18 protein-coding genes are annotated in these 20,034 nt (G+C 62.1%); 10 read left to right on the top strand and 8 right to left on the bottom strand.

Annotation, left to right across the window (positions count from 1 at the left end; all coding sequences use genetic code 11):
* Positions 1 to 122: 122 nt before the first annotated feature.
* The 4 genes from hypF to trxA form a co-directional block, all read right to left on the bottom strand.
* Positions 123 to 2,582, bottom strand: a complete 2,460-nt coding sequence (hypF, locus tag DW211_RS01085; protein ID WP_118258710.1) for a carbamoyltransferase HypF — start codon at positions 2,580 to 2,582, stop codon at positions 123 to 125.
* A 42-nt stretch (positions 2,583 to 2,624) separates the two neighbouring features.
* Positions 2,625 to 3,137, bottom strand: a complete 513-nt coding sequence (nikR, locus tag DW211_RS01080; RefSeq protein ID WP_118205863.1) for a nickel-responsive transcriptional regulator NikR — start codon at positions 3,135 to 3,137, stop codon at positions 2,625 to 2,627.
* A gap of 1 nt (position 3,138) precedes the next feature.
* Positions 3,139 to 3,387, bottom strand: a complete 249-nt coding sequence (locus tag DW211_RS01075) for a hypothetical protein (RefSeq protein WP_006235225.1) — start codon at positions 3,385 to 3,387, stop codon at positions 3,139 to 3,141.
* A 221-nt stretch (positions 3,388 to 3,608) separates the two neighbouring features.
* Positions 3,609 to 3,929 carry a thioredoxin gene (trxA, locus tag DW211_RS01070; protein WP_055250861.1) on the bottom strand — a complete coding sequence of 107 codons (321 nt, stop codon included), beginning with the start codon at positions 3,927 to 3,929 and terminating at the stop codon, positions 3,609 to 3,611.
* Positions 3,930 to 4,065: 136 nt separating this feature from the next.
* On the opposite strand from trxA, the gene DW211_RS01065 reads away from it, so the two are divergent.
* Positions 4,066 to 4,641, top strand: coding sequence for a hypothetical protein (locus DW211_RS01065; RefSeq protein ID WP_117778738.1), 576 nt, complete (start codon positions 4,066 to 4,068; stop codon positions 4,639 to 4,641).
* Positions 4,642 to 4,705: 64 nt separating this feature from the next.
* On the opposite strand, the gene DW211_RS01060 is transcribed toward DW211_RS01065, so the two are convergent.
* Both DW211_RS01060 and DW211_RS01055 read right to left on the bottom strand, forming a co-directional pair.
* On the bottom strand, positions 4,706 to 5,983 hold the full coding sequence (locus tag DW211_RS01060; RefSeq protein WP_118258708.1) for a sensor histidine kinase: 1,278 nt from the start codon (positions 5,981 to 5,983) through the stop codon (positions 4,706 to 4,708).
* Complete coding sequence (locus tag DW211_RS01055; protein WP_118258706.1) at positions 5,983 to 6,705, bottom strand: LytTR family DNA-binding domain-containing protein; 723 nt, start codon at positions 6,703 to 6,705, stop codon at positions 5,983 to 5,985. The genes DW211_RS01060 and DW211_RS01055 overlap by 1 nt, the downstream gene beginning before the upstream one ends.
* Positions 6,706 to 6,998: 293 nt before the next feature.
* On the opposite strand from DW211_RS01055, the gene nadA reads away from it, so the two are divergent.
* The 4 genes from nadA to DW211_RS01040 are packed head-to-tail and all read left to right on the top strand — an operon-like array spanning position 6,999 to position 10,865.
* Complete coding sequence (gene nadA / locus DW211_RS01050; protein ID WP_118258704.1) at positions 6,999 to 8,024, top strand: quinolinate synthase NadA; 1,026 nt, start codon at positions 6,999 to 7,001, stop codon at positions 8,022 to 8,024.
* A gap of 28 nt (positions 8,025 to 8,052) precedes the next feature.
* On the top strand, positions 8,053 to 9,456 hold the full coding sequence (locus DW211_RS10180; protein ID WP_199576621.1) for an FAD-binding protein: 1,404 nt from the start codon (positions 8,053 to 8,055) through the stop codon (positions 9,454 to 9,456).
* A 3-nt stretch (positions 9,457 to 9,459) separates the two neighbouring features.
* A complete protein-coding gene (gene nadC / locus DW211_RS10175; protein ID WP_199576619.1) occupies positions 9,460 to 10,320 on the top strand; it encodes a carboxylating nicotinate-nucleotide diphosphorylase in 861 nt (286 codons plus the stop codon).
* Positions 10,320 to 10,865 carry a transcription repressor NadR gene (locus tag DW211_RS01040; RefSeq protein WP_118258702.1) on the top strand — a complete coding sequence of 182 codons (546 nt, stop codon included), beginning with the start codon at positions 10,320 to 10,322 and terminating at the stop codon, positions 10,863 to 10,865. The genes nadC and DW211_RS01040 overlap by 1 nt, the downstream gene beginning before the upstream one ends.
* A gap of 87 nt (positions 10,866 to 10,952) precedes the next feature.
* Here DW211_RS01040 and DW211_RS01035 read toward each other — a convergent pair whose 3' ends face one another.
* Positions 10,953 to 11,138 carry a DUF362 domain-containing protein gene (locus DW211_RS01035; protein ID WP_006235216.1) on the bottom strand — a complete coding sequence of 62 codons (186 nt, stop codon included), beginning with the start codon at positions 11,136 to 11,138 and terminating at the stop codon, positions 10,953 to 10,955.
* A gap of 543 nt (positions 11,139 to 11,681) precedes the next feature.
* On the opposite strand from DW211_RS01035, the gene dnaK reads away from it, so the two are divergent.
* The 5 genes from dnaK to DW211_RS01010 all read left to right on the top strand — a co-directional run bounded on the left by dnaK (position 11,682) and on the right by DW211_RS01010 (position 18,671).
* Positions 11,682 to 13,574 carry a molecular chaperone DnaK gene (gene dnaK / locus DW211_RS01030; protein WP_118258700.1) on the top strand — a complete coding sequence of 631 codons (1,893 nt, stop codon included), beginning with the start codon at positions 11,682 to 11,684 and terminating at the stop codon, positions 13,572 to 13,574.
* Between the two features lie 2 nt (positions 13,575 to 13,576).
* Positions 13,577 to 14,419, top strand: coding sequence for a nucleotide exchange factor GrpE (locus DW211_RS01025; RefSeq protein WP_118258698.1), 843 nt, complete (start codon positions 13,577 to 13,579; stop codon positions 14,417 to 14,419).
* Positions 14,420 to 14,526: 107 nt separating this feature from the next.
* Positions 14,527 to 15,492 (top strand): DnaJ C-terminal domain-containing protein, encoded by a 966-nt coding sequence (locus tag DW211_RS01020; protein WP_118258697.1) that lies wholly within the window; start codon positions 14,527 to 14,529, stop codon positions 15,490 to 15,492.
* A gap of 72 nt (positions 15,493 to 15,564) precedes the next feature.
* A complete protein-coding gene (locus tag DW211_RS01015; protein ID WP_006235210.1) occupies positions 15,565 to 15,981 on the top strand; it encodes a heat shock protein transcriptional repressor HspR in 417 nt (138 codons plus the stop codon).
* Between the two features lie 389 nt (positions 15,982 to 16,370).
* Entirely contained in the window at positions 16,371 to 18,671 is a 2,301-nt protein-coding gene (locus DW211_RS01010) for a hydratase (protein WP_118258695.1), read from the top strand.
* A 407-nt stretch (positions 18,672 to 19,078) separates the two neighbouring features.
* Here DW211_RS01010 and DW211_RS01005 read toward each other — a convergent pair whose 3' ends face one another.
* Complete coding sequence (locus tag DW211_RS01005) at positions 19,079 to 19,726, bottom strand: hypothetical protein (protein WP_118258693.1); 648 nt, start codon at positions 19,724 to 19,726, stop codon at positions 19,079 to 19,081.
* Positions 19,727 to 20,034 lie beyond the last annotated feature (308 nt).

Below are 20,034 nucleotides of genomic sequence, written 5' to 3'. Positions count from 1 at the left end.
CCTTTTATACGTTTTGCGCTGGATAGGCGCCTAATTACCCATCAGTTGATGGTAGCGCTCGCGGGAGTCACGAGCAAACGCGTTACACCTGTGAGACGGCGGCGCGCAGGCTGGCAAAACGCCTATCGCGATGCTGTCTGCGCGAGGCGAGCGCGAGCGATGGCGGCCTGACCGTAGGCGATGCAGCCGTCGTTAACGGGCACGGTTTGGGGAATCAAGACAGTGAGACCCATGCTTTTGAGCTCGCGGGTGAGGAGCTGGAGCAAAAGTCGGTTCATGAACACACCGCCCGAGAGCGCGACGGTATCGAGGTTTTCGCGATTGCAGATCTCGCACGCGATGTGGGTCGTAGCGTGCGTAATGGCGATGTGAAACTCGAGGGCGAGCCTGTCGGCCGGCGTGCCTGCCTCAATTCCATTCAGAAGAGATTCGATGAGCGGTTGGGGGTCCAAGATGGGGGAGTCGTCGGCAGACGTGAATACGCCTGCATGATTGCCGTCGAGACGAACGGTCTTACCGCCGAGCGCGGGCCAGGCGGCGGCTTCGAGTTCGATGGCGGGCTCGCCCTCGTAGGTTGCCTTGTCGCAGATGCCCAGAATTGCCGCCGCGGCATCAAAGAGACGCCCCATGCTGCTGGTACGCGGGCTGTTGATGCCGCGCTCGATCATGGTGGCTGTCACGCTGCGCGTTTGCTCGTCGAGGGCGCCCAATAGCCCCGCGGCACCCGGGTGCTCGAGCAGGCCGAGCTCGCTCAGCAGGGCAAAGGCATTGCGGCGGGCGTCGCGCACGGAGGCCGCCCCGCCGGGGAGCGCCCAGGTGCGCAGGTGCGCGGCGCGTTCAAAATCGGCAAGGCCGGCAACAAGAAACTCGCCGCCCCAAATGGTCCCATCGGTGCCGGCGCCGGTGCCGTCAAAGGCGATGCCAAGGACACGCGCGTCGGTTGTAAGCTGGCCCGCGGCGATGGCCTCGGCCATCACGCTCGCGATATGTGCATGATGATGTTGGACTTCGATAAGCGGCAGATTGTGCTTCCGTGCCAGTTCACGCGCCCACTGGCTCGACAGATAGCTGGGATGCATGTCACATGCCAAGGCGGCAGGCGCCAGGTCAAAGAGGTTTTCCAAGCGCGTGCGCGCGGCGTTCCAGGCATCGAAGGTCTCGCCGTTTTCGACATCGCCGATATGCTGCGACACAAAACAGGCCACATGGCCGTCGGCGTCCTCGCGCGTGAGCGCGATCGTAGCTTTTTGCTGCGGCCCGCAGGCGAGCACGCAGGGTGCAGTGCCGTCGAGCGCCGGCAGCGCTAACGGCTGCGGCGCATATCCGCGTGCGCGACGCACAGGCATGGCGGCGCCATCGACCACGCGTACCACGGAGTCGTCGTAGCGCGAGAGAATCGCGCGGTCGTTGCCGAGCAGCGCGTCGGCAATGCCGGCGGCAACGAGGCGCTCCCAGGCAAGATCGTCATCGGTCTCGATGGGCTCTTCGCTCAGGTTTCCGCTGGTCATGACGAGCGCGTGCATACCGCGGGCTTCTGCCGCGGCAAGCAACAGATGCTGAAGCGGGGTGTAGGGGAGCATAACGCCAAGCTCGGGCAGGTCGTGCGCGATGGACGGTACGAGTACGAGGGCGTCGGGAGAATCGCCGTCGCTCCCGCAAACAGCACGCCGGCGCAGCAGCACAATGGGGCGAATGCTGCCGGTCAGCAAGCCGCGTGCAACGTCGCTGACATGGCACAGGCGTTCAACGTCGGCAAGGTCGCGCACCATAACGGCAAGCGGCTTGTTACTGCGGCGTTTGCGGCGGCGAAGCTCGGCTACCGCCTGCTCGTTGGAGGCGTCGCATGCCAAGTGAAATCCGCCCAGCCCCTTGATGGCGACGATACCGCCACCGGCCAGCAACTCAACACAGCGGTCGATAATGGCGTCGCTGGCCTCGCGTGTGGTGCCGACGGCCGGTGTCGCGGACGAATTCCCGCACGCATTGCCGTTCACAGCCTCGCGCCACGTAATATGCGGCCCGCAATCAAAGCAGGCATCGGGCTGCGCGTGAAAACGCCGGTCGAGTGGGTCGGCATACTCCGCGGCGCACTTGGGACACATGGGAAAACAATCCATCGAGGTGGCCGCTCGATCGTAAGGCAGCGAGCGGATGATGGTAAAGCGCGGCCCGCAGTTAGTGCAGTTAATAAAGGGGTAGTGATAGCGCCGATCGGCGGGGTTGAACAACTCGCGCAGACAATCATCGCAGGTGGCGATATCGGGCGAGACGAGCGTCGTGTGCGCGGTCTGGTCCTGCGATGCCACAATACGAAAGCCCTGCTCATCGGTAGCGCTCCAGCCGCCAGGCTTCAAATCCGCAATATCGACTCGCTCAACGCGAGCCGCCGCGGGCGCATGCTCAGAAAGAGCAGCGACAAATCCGTCAACCGCCTCGGCACGGGCGTGCGCCTCGATATGCACGCCGTCGCCCGCGTTGAGCACCCATCCGCAAATGCCATGCGCCATGGCCTCGCGATACACAAACGGCCGCATGCCAACGCCCTGCACAATGCCCGTTACATGAATATGCACATGTCGCATGCGACACCCCTCATCAAAACCGACCAAATAGGGACAGGTGCGCTACAGCCCCAGGCTCTGCTTGGTGGCGGCACACGTGAGCTCGCCGTGCTTAACGCCGCGCAGGCCCAGCAGACGGTCGGCTAGTTCGTAGACGCGCTCGCCGCGACCCTTGAGCGCCAGAATCTCCAAGCAGTTGTGGTGATCCAGATGCACGTGCATGGTCGATACGATCTCGTCGGTGTAGTCGTGCTGCACTTCGTCCAGACGGCGCGTCAGGTCGCCGGTATGGTGGTCGTAGATCATGGTGAGCGACCCGATAACATGCTCATCGGGCGTGCGCATCTGCTCCTTGGCGATCGAGGCGCGAATCAGGTCGCGCACGGCCTCGGAGCGGTTGGCCACGTCGCCGCGGCGCGCGATCTGTTCGTCAAAACGGCGCAGCAGGTCGTCCGGTGCGGTAACCGAAAAGCGGACCAGCTCGGAGCCGGAACCACTACAGTGGCAGCCCGCGTCACCGTCCGCCCCGTGCGGATGCTCGTGCTCGTACCCGCAGCCGTGCTCGTGTTCGGCCACGTTACACCAGCTTCACGGAGCCGACGGAGTTGTGGTCGGCCTCGATGGCCTCTTCGTAGCCCTCGAGTGCGTCGTGGGCCTCGTGCAGCGCGGCCATGGCTGCCTCGAGCTTGGCGCCGATGCGCTCCATGTCAAAATTCTCGGTCGCATGCAGCAGCTGATGGCTCCACTCGTGGGCGAGCTCGATGGTGTCGTCGACCTGCTTGACGCTCATGGCAAGCTGGCTCATGTTCATTCCAACATCATGCATGGGAAATCTCCTTGTGTGGACGGTAATCCAGTGGTTCAGATTTTACTACGCCCGCTCTGCGCGCCGCTGCATAAGAAAACGGGTGCGAGTCTGTGCGACTCGCACCCGTTCACTGGGGGCTTTTTGTAACTACCATACTATCCGTGGTCGCACGCGCCGCACCCGGCAGTCCGGCGAGCGGTGCAAAACCGCTCATGGACGGCGGGCAAGTAACAAGCGTATTACAGATGCTTCTCCAGCAGCGCCTGCAGCCTCGCCTTGGGCAGAGCGCCAACCGAGCGGTCAATCTCCTCGCCGTTCTTAAACACAATCAGCGTGGGGATGCTCATGACGCCATACTTCATGGCCAGGTCCTGGTTGTCGTCGACGTTGCATTTGGCAACGGCAAGCTTGCCCGCCAGCTCATCGGCTACCTCGTCCACGATGGGCGAGAGCGATCGGCAGGGCCCGCACCAGGGCGCCCAAAAATCGACCAGCACGGGCAGGCTGTCGTTAACGATGGAATCGAAGTTCTCGGGGGTAATCTGCTTAATGTCAGCCATGGTGACCTCCATAATACGACGCGGTTCGGCCGCGTAAAACTCAGTACGACCGTGCTTATACCCAGCCGCCCGCAAAGCAACCACTCGCGGGCAGCTCTTTTATATAATGGTGGGCACGCAAACGATTGGAGAGCGCATGTCCACGTCACAAAGCCAGAAAAAAGAAGCCATCGCCCAGGCGGCCGAGCAGGAGCTCACATCGCTTGCGGTCCGTGGCGTGCGCATCGTGGGCAACGCGTGCTCGCCGATCGTGCTGGTCAAAGGCGATTTGGACGAGGCCGAGCGTTCGGGCGGCGAGCTGGCTGCCGGTCCGGACGGTGCTGCGCTGCGCAAGGCGCTTGGGGCCATCGGCTACGCGCCCGAGGATTTTTGCGTGCTGGCAAGCGTCGCCGGCGCAGGCGACGGAGCGGTCGCGGTGGGCGAGACTCTGCCGTGCGAGCTGTTCCGCGAGGCGCTTGAGGCTCTGGATCCCGAGGCGGTGCTGCTGCTCGATAACAGCGCGGCCGATGTCATGCGCGAAACCTACGCCGATATGCTCGTGGCGATTGATGACTTCGACACCGCCATGCTCAAGCCCGGCCTGGTCGCCCATGTGCAGGGCCGCCGCGTGCTCGCGCTCGATGGCTTTGAGGCGGCGCTGACCGACAAAGCGGCCAAGCAGCGCATGTGGGCCTACATCAAGCAGCTGACCCCGGCGGTCGCTCCACTGTAGCGGATCGGCACCGGCGAGCGATTGCCTGGCGGGCGAGGCGCGCCGCGAGATCGGCGCCGTACTTCTACATCACAGCGCGCAGCTCAAACCGATCGCCGTTAATGCGGAACTGGCAATTGCCGTTCATGCGCTCGACGGCGAGTTTGATGCTCTTGGTGCCAAAGCCGTGTCCCGCATGCTGGGTCACGGGCATACCGTCGACCATGCGCGGCGCGCGGTCAAACGTGTTGGAAACTAACAGCAGCAGCTGCCCGTCCTCAAACCGCAGGTCAAGATCGACAAAGCGCTTGCCCTCGGGGGCGGCGCTCGCCGCGGCAATGGCGTTTTCCAAGGCATTTGAGAGCACGCTAAACAGGTCGGCGTCGCCTACGTGGATGGTTTCGGGTACGGCGGCGCGCAGGTTGGCGGTAATGCCGTTTCTATTGATATCCGAGTTAAATGACGAAAGCGCGATGTTGACGGTTTCGTTGGCGCAGAAGCGGCGTACGGCGGTGCGGTCGCCGGCTTCGCAGAGTTCGTCGATGCGTTTGAGCGCCTCGTCGGTGTGGCCCTCCTCAATTAAGACGGCCAGACCGCGCAAGAAGTGGCGCATATCGTGGCGAAGAATCGACAGCTCGCGCCCGGATTGACGCCAAGCCTCGAGCTCTTTGATGGCGGCGCTGTCGCGTGTCTCAAGCATCCAGCGTTCACGCTCGGCGGTTTCCTTTTCTTCGTATTCACGCAGGTAGACGGCGAGGAACATAAGATAGAAGGCGCAGAGTGCAAAGGCCAAAAACTCAACCGTCACCACCGAGCCCGAGTGGAACAGCGTGGTGTAGACGTTGGTGGCATAGTCAAAGACGTAATAGACGAGCGGCAGGATTAAAAGGATGCCCAGCTCGGTGGGGCTTTTAATCGCCAGGCGGGGTCCAATGTCGCCGGCCCAATGCAGCAGGACGGCAAAGACGCCGAGCGTGGTAGCGATGCGTGCCAGATAGTACGCAATCTGAGAATCGGTTGCGGCAAATGCGGCGATACCCATCCAATTGCTGAACTGGCAGCTCAGATAGGCACTCGTAATGCCGAGCGCGGCAAGCAGTGGACTCAGGCGGTAGCGCGCGCACAGGTAGACGATAAGCGGCAGGTGCACGACAAGCGGATAAGCCTGGCGGGCAAATAGTTCGCCGCCAACGACATTGGCGATCGAGAAGGCGGCGCCGGTCAGAATGGTAACGACCACCAGCTCGAACGCATGGCGTCGGTTGATTTCGACACCGCACAGCGCTGCCGAGGCAAAAACGCCAAAGAGTAGCGTCGTGGCGTGGTGGATTGCCCAAAGGGCCATTTCGACCGAGGAGACCATCAGTGTCTCCCACCTTCGAAGCGCACCGCAAAGTAGGCGTCTTGGAATCCCTGCTTGCAGCTGCGCGAAAGCGGGATGCACGCGCCCGAGCGCATGACGATGTCCGTGCGATCGAAGTGGTCGATGTTGCGCAAGTTGACCTGGTAGCTGCGGTGGCATTTAAAGAAGACCGCGTTTTGCTCCAAGCGGTCCTCGACGCTGCGGAACGACTCGAGTGCCTCGATATCGCGTCCGTCGCGCAGATGGAAGACCACGTGCTTGTTGCGCGCCTCGGCATATTCGATGTCGGACAGGCGCAGGGCGTGGTAGCCAAAGGACGTTTTGATCACGAGCTCGTCGGTCGCTGCCGGACGCATGCTCGAAAGCTCGTCGAGCAGTTGCGCCAGGCGCTCGTAGGCCACGGGCTTGAGCAGATAGTCGAAGGCGCGGACCTCGTAGGACTCCAGTGCAAACTCGGGCGACGAGGTAAGGAACACCAGGCGCACGGCGGTGTCGGCCTGGCGCAATTCGCGTGCGGTGTCCATGCCGTTGACGAGCGGCATGATCATGTCGAGCAGGATGATGTCGGCGCGCGACGCGGCATGGCGCGCCAGCAGGTCCTCGCCGCGCGTGACGAGCGCAACATCGACCGCCGTGCCCGTCTCGATCGACCAACGGTCGATCATCCGGTGCAGTCTATCTAGAAAAGCGACGTCATCGTCGCAGGCAATAATCTTGAGCATTCTGAGCCCCCTTAGTAGTTCGATTTTGCCACATTGGGTGCGGACCGCTCGCGGAGGCGTGTCCCGTTTGCGCCCCACGGCGTGCAACTCGCGCCGAGCGGAATTGCGGTGGCGAAAGATGCCTCCTGCGCTATCGAGAGCTCGGCTATCCTCAGCTTGCCAGTTCGAATATGGACTTGCCGCATGGTCGAATCTTTATTTCAACTTTACACCTAGGTTTACAGCTGTCTTGTCAGTTGTAAACCTAGGTGTCATACTACAGCCCCAAGATTCGCCAAAAGAGAGGGGCCTTGATGGCACAGAGCGCGAACATGGATGCGTCGGAGCTTGCACGCGATATTGCGGCTGGCCTCGCATCGGCAACGACGGCAACGGAGCGCGCGGCATTGGTGCCCGCAGAGCTCGTCGAGGCCATTCAGCAACTAAAAACCCAACGTGATGCGGTGATCCTGGCGCACTACTATGTGGCGCCCGAGGTTCAGGCTGTTGCCGATTACGTCGGCGACAGCTTCTACCTGGCAAAGCTCGCCAAGAGCCTGCCGCAGCAGACTATCGTGCTGTGCGGCGTGGAGTTTATGGGCGAGAGCGCCAAGCTGCTCAATCCCACCAAGACCGTGCTGCTGCCCGAGCCGGGCGCGGACTGTCCCATGGCGCACATGGTCAAGCGCGAGACGGTCGATGCGGCGCGCGCCGAGTACGGCGACGACCTGGCCGTGGTCTGCTACGTCAACTCCACGGTCGAGATCAAGAGCTGGAGTGACGTGTGCGTTACCAGCTCAAACGCCGTCAAGATCGTCTCCGAGCTGCCGCAGCAGCACATCTTGTTCATTCCCGACCAAAACCTCGGCCGCTTCGTAGCCGAGCAGGTGCCGCAAAAGCACGTCATTCTCAACAACGGCTACTGCCCGCGCCATCACATCATCACCGTCGAGCAGATCGTCGACGCGACGGAGACCCACCCCGACGCGCTCGTGCTGGCGCATCCTGAGTGCAAGGCCGACGTTTTGGCCGAGGCCGACTACATCGGCTCCACCGCCGGCATCATCAAGTACGCCGAGGAGTCCGACGCGAGCGAGTTCATCATCGTGACGGTCCGCGGCGTGCTCTACGAGCTCGAGCGCCGCTGCCAGGGCACCGGCAAGAAGTTCTACTTCCCCGCGGTGCAGCCCACCTGCGTCAACATGGATCTCATCACGCTCGAAAAGCTCGTGCGCTGCCTGGAGACGGGCGAGGGCGAGGTGCAGATTGGCGTGTCGGACAAGGCCGCCGATCAGGCCAAGCTCACGCTCGACCGCATGCTCGAGTACGCAGTGCGCTAGAACAATGCGGCATGAGGGACGGTCCCTTATGTCACATTCAAGGGAGAGGATTCCTGTGGAAACCAAGCAATACCCCGATATGGAGTGCGACGTCGTTATTGCCGGCTGCGGTGTAGCGGGCCTGTATGCGGCTCTCAACCTGCCGACGAGCATGCGCGTGATCATGCTCTCCAAGGGCGCTGTCGACGAGTGCGATTCGATGCTCGCGCAGGGCGGCATTTGCGTGCTGCCCGAGGGCTCGGACTACGATGCCTTCTTTGAGGACACCATGCACGCCGGCCATTACGAGAACCGCCGCGAGAGCGTCGACATCATGATCCGCTCGAGCCGCTCGGTCATCAACGACCTGCTAGCGATGGGCGTGGATTTTGAGCGCAAGGCCGATGGCGGCCTCGACTTTACCCGCGAGGGCGCGCACAGCCGTCCGCGCATTGCCTTCCATGCCGACATTACGGGCAAGGAGATTACGACCAAGCTGCTTCAGGCCGTTCGCAAACTGGATAACGTGCAGATTTTGGAGCACGTGGCCATGACCGACATCCTGACGGGCGAGCGTGACGGCGCCACGGTGTGTGCCGGTGTCGTCGCCGTTCCCGTGGACGAGGACAACTCGGTTCGTCCCGCCGACGAGCTGGTAAATGCCGCCGAGGGCGCGCATGCCGGCGAGCCGTTTAAGATCCATGCCCGTCACACGCTGTGGGCAACGGGCGGCATCGGCGGCGTATACGACCACTCGACCAACTATCCGCAGCTTACGGGCGATGCCTGCTACATCGCTCAGGAGCATGGCATTAAGATGGAGCACCTGGACTACGTGCAGATTCACCCCACGGGCCTGTTCTCGCCGCAGCCAGGCCGCACGTTCCTGATCAGCGAGAGCTGCCGCGGCGAGGGCGCGATTCTGCTCAATGCCGCCGGTGAGCGCTTTACCGACGAGCTTCAGCCGCGCGATGTGGTCGCCGCCGCTATTCGCGAGCAGATGAAGCAGGACGGTACTGAGCACGAGTGGCTGAGCTTTGCCCCCGTCGAGCGCGATGTAGTGACCGGGCACTTTGCCAACATTCGCGCACGCTGCTTGGAGGACGGCCGCGACATCTTGGACGAGCCCATCCCCGTTACGCCTACGCAGCACTACTTTATGGGCGGCGTGTGGGTCGACAAGGACGGCCGCACCTCGATGCCCGAGCTCTACGCAGCCGGCGAGACGGCTTGCAATGGCGTGCACGGCAAGAATCGCCTTGCATCAAACAGCCTGCTCGAGGCGCTGGTCTGGGGTCGTCGCGCCGCGTGGTACATGCGCACCGGCGAGTCGCTCGCCGTGGAGCGGGCGGGCGAGCCCGCGCTCGACGGGCGTCATCGCGCCCTGAGCGCCGACTCCCTGGCGATCGATGATTTGGCCCGTGCCGCCGGCACGCAGGCCGTGGAGGAGTAGACCATGAATCCCATTACCATGAAGCTCGTCGTCGATGATCTGATTCTGCAGGCTCTACGCGAGGACATTACGTTTGAGGACGTGAGCACGGCGAGCGTGTGCCCCACGGCGCGCCCCGCCACGGTGGAGCTCATCGCCAAGGCCGATGGCATCATCGCGGGCTTGGATGTGTTCGCCCGCACCTTTGAGCTGCTGGATTCGCAGAGCTCGGTGCTGTTTGATGTTGCCGACGGTGACGAGGTGCACGCTGGCGACCACGTGGGCCAGGTGCGCGGCGATGCGCGCGTGCTGCTTTCGGGCGAGCGCGTGGCGCTCAACTACCTGCAGCGCATGAGCGGTATCGCTACCTATACGCACAGAATGGCAGCGGCGCTCGAGGGTACCAAGACCGTGCTTGTCGACACACGCAAGACCACGCCGGGCATGCGCGTTTTCGAGAAGGCGGCGGTTGAGATCGGCGGCGGCAGCAACCATCGCTACAACCTGTCGACAGCCGTCATGCTCAAGGACAACCACATCGATGCCGCCGGTGGCGTGACGCGCGCGATCGAGATGGCGCGCGCCCACGCGTCGTTTACCACGACGGTCGAGATTGAGTGCGAGAACCTGGACATGGTACGCGAAGCCGTGGAGGCCGGCGCCGATATCATCATGTTCGACAACATGACCCACGATGACATGGCTACTGCGATTGAGCTTATCGCCGGTCGTGCCAAGACCGAGTGCTCGGGCAACGTAGACGCCGACAACATTCGCGCCCTGGCCGGCCTGGGTGTTGACTATATTAGTTCGGGCGCTCTGACGCACTCTGCGCCGATTCTCGACCTCTCGCTTAAGCACCTGCGTCTACTGGACGGTAAATAATGGACGCCCGCGAGCGTCGCCGTTCCATCATGGCCGTGCTCGAGGAAGCCAAAGATCCTGTCTCGGGCAGTGCGCTTGCCCGCGAGGTGGGCGTGAGCCGTCAGGTTGTGGTGCAGGACATCGCCCTGCTGCGCGCCGACGGGCACGATATTGTCGCCACCAATCGCGGCTATGTGCTACAGGAGGCAGCGAGCAGCCCGGCTGTGCCCACGCGTCTGGTCAAGGTACGCCACGGCGTGGAGCAGGCGGGCGATGAGCTCACGAGCATCGTCGACGCGGGCGGCGCCGTGCTCAACGTGATCGTCAACCACCGCGTGTACGGTAAGATCACAGCCGACCTGGACATCCGCAATCGTCGCGATGTCGAGCGCTACCTACACGATATCGAGAGTGGCAAGAGCTTTCCGCTATTAACGGTGACGAGTGGCTATCACTTCCATCGCATTGCGGCAGAAGACGAGCAAACCCTCGACGAGATCGAGGCCATGCTCAGGGAGAAGGGCTACCTTGCCGATTTAATGCCCTACGAGGATGATTTGTCCTAGAACACATGCAAAAGGAGGCCTCCGCGGCGATGCGGAGGCCTCCTTTTTGTGCACGGTGTACTTTTGAGTGTGCAGGTGGGGGAGCTGTTACTCCTCGACGATCTCGGTGATCGCGCCGGCGGGGCAAGCGTCCTGGCAAGCGCCACAGGCGACGCAGGAATCCTCGTCAGCGACGGTAGCGACGTCCTGGAGCTCCAGAACGCCAGCGGGGCAGGAGTCGACGCAAACGCCACAAGCGATGCACTCGTCGGCATCAATTACGGGATGAGCCATGGTAGTTTCCTCTCTGTTGACCGACGCTACAGGCGATGCGCGCCGGTTTGATTCGGGCAAAAACATACCACGGGAGCGACCGTTTGCAATACCCTCTGACCGGCATCTTCATACCGTTCGCCGAGTATGCCACGGCTTACTAAAAAACATGCAGGTGAGGCCGTTGAGCTGCGCAAATGTTAGCTACAGGTGACTTGAAATATAGGGCGATTGAGCGTGCTTGTGGAAAGCGCATCCCATTATTTGGCCGAAAAACGGGTCGAACTTTCCCCAGGGAAGCCCGGGGCCGCCATGTGCGCTCCCGAGCCCAAACCTCAGTCAACTCTACATAGATCTCAATAGATCTGCCGAGAACTCAAACAGTGCATCTACCTGCGCATTTAAGAACCTAAACTCTCAGAGATAAGAAATCTTATATGAATTGACTTAGATTTTGTATATTCCGGCCCATAAGGGGATACACTACATCCTGAAAGACAAGCCGAAGCGCCGTGCGACAGACCGTCGAGGTGGCGCGAACGCAAAAGAGAGAGGGAATTTCTAATGAGTAAGATTCTTGGTATCGACCTTGGTACTACTAACTCCGCAATGGCCGTTCTCGAGGGCGGTTCTCCGACCATCATCGTGAACGCCGAGGGCGACCGCACCACCCCGTCCGTCGTGGGCTTCCGTGCTGACGGCGACCGCGTCGTGGGTAAGGCCGCTAAGAACCAGGCTGTCACCAACCCCAAGAACACCGTGTTTTCCATCAAGCGTTTCATGGGTCGCAAGTACTCCGAGTGCACCTCCGAGATCAAGACCGTGCCGTATGAGGTCAAGGAGGGCCAGGGTGGCCGTGCCGTCGTCGACATCGAGGGCAAGGATTACACCGCCGAGCAGGTGAGCGCCATGACGCTCGCAAAGATGAAGGCCGACGCCGAGAAGTATCTGGGCGAGACCGTCACCGACGCCGTCATCACCGTCCCGGCCTACTTCAACGACGCCCAGCGTCAGGCCACCAAGGACGCCGGTAAGATCGCCGGCCTCAACGTCAAGCGTATCGTCAACGAGCCGACCGCTGCTGCTCTTGCCTATGGCCTGGACAAGCAGGGTACCGACCAGCGCATCCTGGTCTTCGACCTGGGCGGCGGCACCTTCGACGTCTCCATCCTCGACCTCGCCGATGGCGTGTTTGAGGTTCTGTCCACCTCGGGCGACAACCGCCTGGGCGGCGACGACTGGGATCAGCGCGTCATCGACTGGATGGCCGATAAGTTCCAGCAGGAGAACGGTGTCGACCTGCGTCAGGACCCCATGGCCCTGCAGCGTCTGAAGGAGGCCGCCGAGAACGCCAAGAAGGAGCTCTCCGCCGCCCAGCAGTCCACCATCAACCTGCCGTTCATTACCATGAACCAGTCCGGCCCGCTGCACCTCAACTACACGCTGACCCGCGCCGAGTTCGAGAAGATCACCCGCGACCTGCTCGAGCGCTGCAAGCAGCCTGTCACCAACGCCCTGCGCGACGCTAAGCTCAAGCTCTCCGATCTGACCGAGGTCATCCTCGTCGGCGGCTCCACCCGTATGCCCGCCGTCCAGGAGCTCGTCAAGACCATGACCGGCAAGCAGCCCAACATGTCCGTGAACCCCGACGAGGTCGTTGCCGACGGCGCTGCCGTCCAGGGCGGCGTGCTCACCGGCGACGTCGAGGGCATCCTGCTGCTCGATGTTACCCCGCTGTCGCTGGGCGTCGAGACTATGGGCGGCATCATGACCAAGATGATCGACCGCAACACCACGATCCCGACCTCCAAGACCGAGGTCTACTCCACCGCTGCCGACAACCAGACCAGCGTCGAGATCAACGTGCTCCAGGGCGAGCGCGAGCTTGCCCGCGACAACAAGTCGCTCGGTAAGTTCCAGCTGACCGGTATCCCGGCTGCCCGCCGCGGTGTGCCGCAGATCGAGGTCACCTTCGACATCGACGCCAACGGCATCGTCAAGGTCTCCGCTAAGGACAAGGGCACCGGCAAGGAGCAGCAGATCACCATTTCCGGCTCCACCGCTCTGTCCGACGACGAAGTCGATCGTATGGTCAAGGACGCCGAGGCTCATGCCGAGGAGGACAAGAAGCAGAAGGAAGAGGTCGAGGTCCGCAACCAGACCGATAGCCTGTGCTACTCCACCGAGCAGACCCTCAACGAGCTGGGCGACAAGGTTTCCGCCGATGTGAAGTCCAAGGCCGAGACCGCTATCGCCGACGCCAAGAAGGCGCTCGAGGGCTCTGACGTCGAGGCCATCAAGGCCGCTGGCGAGTCCCTGCAGTCCGTGGCCTACGAGCTGGCCCAGGTTGTCTACGCCGACGCTCAGCAGCAGACCGACGGTGCCGCCGGCGCCCAGCCTGCCGACGATGACGTGGTCGACGCCGACTACGAGGTTGTGGACGACGAGGACAAGTAATCATGTCCGCCCGTAAAGCTCGCACGGAGGCGGCCGCCACTGGCGCCGCCCCCGTTGACTCTGAGGAGAAGGACGTGAAGATTCCCGTAGAGGCCGTCGACGATACCGAGGCCAACGAGGCCCCGGCCGCCGAGGCTGCCGAGAACCAGGTAGAGGATTCCAACAAGGAGGCGACGATGACCGAGGACGAGATGGTGGAAGCCGCTATCCGCGCCGGTGAGGAAGCCGCCGACAACGACTTTAAGCTCAAGTTCGAGCAGGCCCAAAAGGAGCTTACCGACGTGCGCAGCGAGCTCGATGCTGCGGCAGAGGCTCAGAAGGCCGCCGAGGACAAGGCAAAGGACGCCACCGAGCGCACTGCCCGTCTACAGGCCGACTGGGAGAACTTTCGTCGCCGCACCGCCAACGAGCGCATCGCTGAGCGCGAGCGCGCGACCGAGAAGCTTGTCACCGCGCTGTTGCCGGTGGTTGACGATATCGAGCGTGCAATCGACCATGCCCGTAGCCAGGAGCTTTCCGAGGACTTTAAGCAGTTCGTCGATGGCGTTGACGCGGTACATGCCAAGCTGCTCGATGTGTTTGCGCACGAGGGCGTTGAGCCCATCGACCCCAAGGGCGAGGCGTTCGATCCGCTCGAGCACCAGGCTGTGGGTCGCGTCGAGGACGCATCGCAGTACGACGAGACCGTCAACGACGTGTACCAGAAGGGCTACCGCATGGCGGATCGCATCCTGCGCTCCGCGATGGTGACGGTGACCTACGGTGGCGAGAAGCGCCCCGCACCGGAGCCCGAAGCGGCGCCCGAGGATGCTGCGGCCGATACGGCTGAGAGCACCGAGGAGTAATTGAGAAGGGCCCCGGGGCAACACCCGGGGCCCTTTCTGGCCTAGTGCCATATGAAAGCATGAGCCGCCGTCTGCTGGGCGACGGATGAAACAGGAGAGGAGCTACGATGGCTGCAGGCAAAACCTTCTATGACATCCTGGGCGTATCCAAGAGCGCCTCCGACAAAGAGATCAAGAGCGCGTTTCGCAAGCTCGCGCAAAAATATCACCCCGATGCCGGCGGCGACGAGGCCAAGTTTAAGGAGATTAGCGAGGCCTACGAGACGCTTTCGGACGAGAAGAAGCGCAAAGAGTACGACCAGATGCTCATGTTCGGCGGCATGCCGGGCACGGGCGGAGCGTATGGCGGCGGCTACGGTGCCGGCGCGGGCGCCAGCGGCTGGGGCGATATCTTCGACAGCATCTTTAGCGGCAACGGCGCCTGGGGCAGCGATTGGGGCTCGGGCTTTGCCGGGGCCGCGGGCGCTGCCGGTGCGGGCGCGGGCCGCAACCGTGCGCGCAAGGGCGGCGACCTGTCGCTGACTGTCGACGTAACAGCCGAGGACGCGTTTCGCGGCGTGACGCACAAGGTCACCTACCGCATTCCCTCGACGGGCGAGCAGCAGACCATCACGGTCTCGGTGCCTGCGGGTGCGGTCGACGGCGGCAAGCTACGCTACAAGCGTCGCGGCGAGTATGGCGTTGCCGGAGGCGAGCGCGGCGACCTGGTCGTGACCACGCATGTGGAGGATCATCCGCTGTTTAAGCGTAAAGGTGCCGACGTGACCATGGAGGTGCCGATCTCGGTCTATGAGGCGGCGCTCGGCTGCACGGTGGATGTGCCGACGCCCGGCGGTGCGACGGTTCGTCTGAAGGTGCCCGCGGGTACCCAGACGGGCAAGAAGTTCCGCTTTAAGGAGATGGGCGCGCCCGATGTTAAGCACCGTGGCCGCACGGGCGCGCTGCTCGTCGAGATCAAGGTGCAGGTTCCCACGAACCTGTCCGACGATGAGCGCGATGCCATGACCAAGCTGCGCGAGGCCGACACGCGCGACTATCGCGAGAAGGTCAATCGTTACAAGGCGACGTACTAGGGCGGTCGCGGCGCACGCCCACGCCCGCGGGCTTATGATGGACGATAACGAGACGGAAAGGGGTCAGGTAGCATGGCCGAGGACAATAGGAACAAACCGCTGTACATGATCAGCGTGGCGGCCGAGCTGACCGGCATGCACCCGCAGACTCTACGCGTCTACGAGTCCAAGGGCCTGGTGAACCCCCAGCGCTCGGGCGGTAACACGCGCCTGTATTCGCGCGCCGATATCGAGCGTCTGGAACTCATCAACCAACTGACCGATGAGGGCATCAACCTCGCCGGCGTGGTGCGCATCCTCGATATGAAGGAGCGTGCTGAGGAGCGCGAGCGCGAGAACGAGAAGCTCCGCGCCCGCGTACGCCAGCTCGAGGACGAGCTGCACGAGTATAAGATGCAGAAGAAGATCACCGCCCTGGCCCCGCGCGACGGCTCAGTCAACCCCGAGCAAGTCATGCGCAAGCTTTTGGGCGCCGGCGGGGACTTGTAGGTTACGCCGTTCTACCGAACGGCGTAACGGCTCGACGCTGCGCGCCGCCCAGAGCGACAATTTGTCATTCAAAAGGCAAGGCATGACCAGAAGGTCTATGCCTTGCCTTTTTCATGCCAACTTGTTCGCTCTGGACGTCGCTCGCTGTCCGTCCTCTACCTGCGGCGTTGCCTTGCTCCGGATGCGGTAGTCATTGGGGACGTTCTTAAATGACTAGTCGAAAGGGACACTCTTGCACCAAATCTGCCGGCCCACGCTGGGCTCGTCCTTTACTTTACTGAGATAAAGTGAACGTGCAGATTCGTAGCCCACTGGCAACCGTTCTATGGCACGATATTGAACGAATGTATGCTATGCGCCCAAATCGTTTGGGCAGAGTGGGAGACAGTATGGTCAAGCTGTACGAGGACGGCATCTACCTGCGCCGTGGCAGCGAGGTTGTGCCTGCGGCCGAGGCTGCCGAGCGCGGTATTACGCAGACGCCCGAGGATGCCAAGCGCGGCACCATCGCGTATTCGATCCTTCAAGCACACAACACGTCCGGCGATCCCGAGGCGCTCAAGATTCGCTTCGACGCCATGGCAAGCCACGACATCACCTTCGTCGGCATCATCCAGACGGCGCGCGCCTCGGGCATGGAGCAGTTCCCGCTGCCTTACGTGCTCACCAACTGCCATAATTCGCTGTGCGCCGTGGGCGGCACCATCAACGAGGACGACCACGTCTTTGGCCTCTCGGCTGCCAAGAAGTACGGTGGCATCTTCGTTCCGCCGCATATCGCCGTTATCCACTCCTTTATGCGTGAGAACTTCGCGGGCTGCGGCAAGATGATCCTGGGCTCCGACTCGCACACCCGCTACGGCGCTCTGGGCACCATGGCCGTGGGCGAGGGCGGCGGCGAGCTGGCAAAGCAGCTGCTGCGCGACACCTACGATGTCGCCTATCCCGGCGTCGTCGCCATCTACCTCACGGGCGCCCCGCGCCCCGGCGTTGGCCCGCACGATGTGGCACTCGCCATCATCCGTGCCGTCTTTGCCAAGGGCTACGTCAAGAATAAGGTCATGGAGTTTGTGGGCCCCGGCATCGCGAGCATGACGACCGACTACCGCAACGGCGTCGACGTCATGACCACCGAGACCACCTGTCTGTCGAGCATCTGGGCTACCGACGAGGACACACACGCGTTTTTGACCATGCACGGCCGCGGTGACGACTACCGCGAGCTCAGGCCCGCCGATGTCGCCTACTATGACGGCTGCGTCGAGGTCGACCTGTCGAGCGTCAAGCCCATGATCGCGCTGCCGTTCCATCCTTCCAACGGCTTTGAGATTGACGAGCTCAACGAGAACCTCGAGGACATCCTGCACGAGGTCGAGCTCGAGGCCGCCAAGATCGGCGAGGGCAAGACGCACTTTAGCCTGCTCGACAAAATCGTCGACGGCAAGCTGCACGTGCAGCAGGGCGTTATCGCCGGCTGCTCGGGCGGCAACTACGACTCCGTGGTCCAGGCTGCCCGCGTGCTCAAGGGCGCCAACACCGGCTGCGGTGAGTTCTCGCTGTCGGTCTATCCCACGAGCCAGCCTGTGGCGCTCGAGCTCACGCGTCGCGGCTATATCTACGACCTCATGGAGGCCGGCGCGATCGTGCGCACGGCGTTCTGCGGCCCGTGCTTCGGCGCCGGCGACACGCCCGCCAACAACGGCCTGTCCATTCGCCACACCACGCGCAACTTCCCCAACCGCGAGGGTTCCAAGCCGGGCAATGGCCAGCTGAGCGCCGTGGCCCTGATGGACGCCCGCTCCATTGCGGCGACGGCTGCCAACGGCGGCGTTCTGACGCCGGCGACCGACCTGCCCGAGGAGACTTGGGACGAGGCCTGCGAGTACACCTTTGATGACGCACCGTACAAAAAGCGTGTGTACTGGGGCTTTGGCAAGGCGGAGCCTGCCGACGAGCTGGTCGAGGGTCCCAACATCAAGCCGTGGCCCGCGATGGAGCCCCTCGGCGACGATATCCTGCTCAAGGTGTGCTCCAAGATCATGGACCCGGTCACCACGACCGACGAGCTCATTCCCTCGGGCGAGACGAGCTCCTTCCGCTCCAACCCGCTGGGTCTGGCCGAGTTTACGCTCAGCCGCCGCGATCCGGCCTACGTGGGCCGCTCCAAGGAGGTCGACGCGGTGGAAAAGCGCCGCGTGGCCGGAGAGGCCGCGGGCGACCTGGCGGCGCTCGATGCCGAGCTTGCAGGCGTGTTTGAAGCACTGGCCGGCGCGGGTGTCGCGGCCGATGCCAAGGCGACCGAGTACGGCTCCGTGCTCTATGCCAAGAAGCCAGGTGACGGTTCTGCCCGCGAGCAGGCCGCGAGCTGCCAGCGAGTGATCGGCGGCCTGGCCAACATCGTTCACGAGTACGCTACCAAGCGCTATCGCTCCAACGTGATGAACTGGGGCATGGTGCCCTTCCAGATGGAGGCCGAGCCCAACTTTGAGGTGGGCGATTACGTCTTTGTGCCGGGTATCCGCGCCGCGCTCGATGGCGACCTGAAGAACATCGCTGCCTACGTGGTGCGCGCCGACGGTGCGGTCGAGCAGATCGAGCTCTACATTGCCGATATGACGGCCGAGGAGCGTGCCATCGTCAAGGCCGGCTGCCTCATCAACTACAACAAGTTCAAGACCGCTGCCGAGTAACGCTGCTGTACGCCCCGGCCACACCGTTCCCTCGTGCTCACGCGCTTCGCGAGGGTCGCCCGAGGGAAAGGTGTGGTCGGGGCTACCGCGACGTTCTCGTTGGGTCTTGAGGGACGCTAATAAATAGACTTGCTTGATGCCGCCCCTTTTTATTGGGGCGGCTTCTTTTTTGTCGAAAACCACCACATTGGGGACAGGCACCTTTGTGGTGGTTCTTGGTTTGTCTCGATCTGTAACATCTGGACCCCAATTTGCCGAGTAGTTGTTACAGATCAAGACAAACGTCCGCAGCCGATCATTTCATCTCAATCTGTAACACCTGGGACCGAAAAGGGCCGCTAGATGTTACAGATCAAGACAGTGGAACATCGGAGCCGAAAACCATCACAAAGGTGCCCGGTGACACCCTATTTCGATGGGGTCCAGGTTATTTCATCGTCAAATAGCCAAGTGCGTGCCGAGCCACTGTCGCGCGCTGTCTGCGGATCGGGCTCGCAGGTTTGTTCGTAGGCATCCTCGGTACACCGATCCATAAAATCGACGACTGCTGTCTGGTCGCCCTCCATGACGTAGATTACGTCGCCATCCGATATATAGACCCCCGGCCCTTCATTGTCCACATAGCCGGGGTCGTATGAGACGTTACACAGTCTGCTCCCGTTTGCCGCATCGAGCTCAAGGGTCGAATAATACCCGCCAACCATTTGGCCATTCTTGGCTCGATATGTTGCGGCGCCGTACCACCGCTTAAACGTCTTGCCTTTGAGCAACTCGGCTGCCTTACCGATAAGCTGCTCATCTTTGGTATAGCGCGTGGCCCCAAGTTCGATACGGGGATAGTTGCTGACCCCAAGCGCTGCGGGCGTACCGTCAAAATCGACGGTGATCGAATCGGGTTTGACGATATCGGTGAGGACCTCGATGGGATAGCTTACGGTCTCAATCGCCGCCTGCGTCGCAGAGGCGGGGAGAAATGCGAGATAGATAATTCCTACGCCGACTGCGGTAATCGCAAACGCTAAGACGAGTAGGCCGATATAGGTGGAGCGTTTCACGGCGAGTACCTCGCAAACAGTATGCATTCATTAAGATAAGTGATACCAGCTTACGACAATATCCAAAAGAAAGCGACCGCCCGGAATGAGGGGGCTGAAAGGCCCCATTGGGCTTCGATTTGGGGTCGCCAAACGTAGGCTGGGCTTGATGCCGCCTCTTTTTATTGGGGCGGCTTCTTTTTGTCGAAAACCACCACAAAGGTGCCTGTCCCCTTTGTGGTGGTTTCATTTGTCTCAATCTGTAACAGCTGGGCTGCAAAAAGCGGGTTTGGTGTTACAGGTTGAGATTTTCGGACGGGGCTCCGCGG

The sequence above is a fragment of the Collinsella sp. AM18-10 genome (assembly GCF_003471585.1).
Classification (GTDB): domain Bacteria; phylum Actinomycetota; class Coriobacteriia; order Coriobacteriales; family Coriobacteriaceae; genus Collinsella.
Note: the sequence above shows the minus strand (reverse complement) of the source record. Positions and strands in the feature narration are given on the sequence as shown.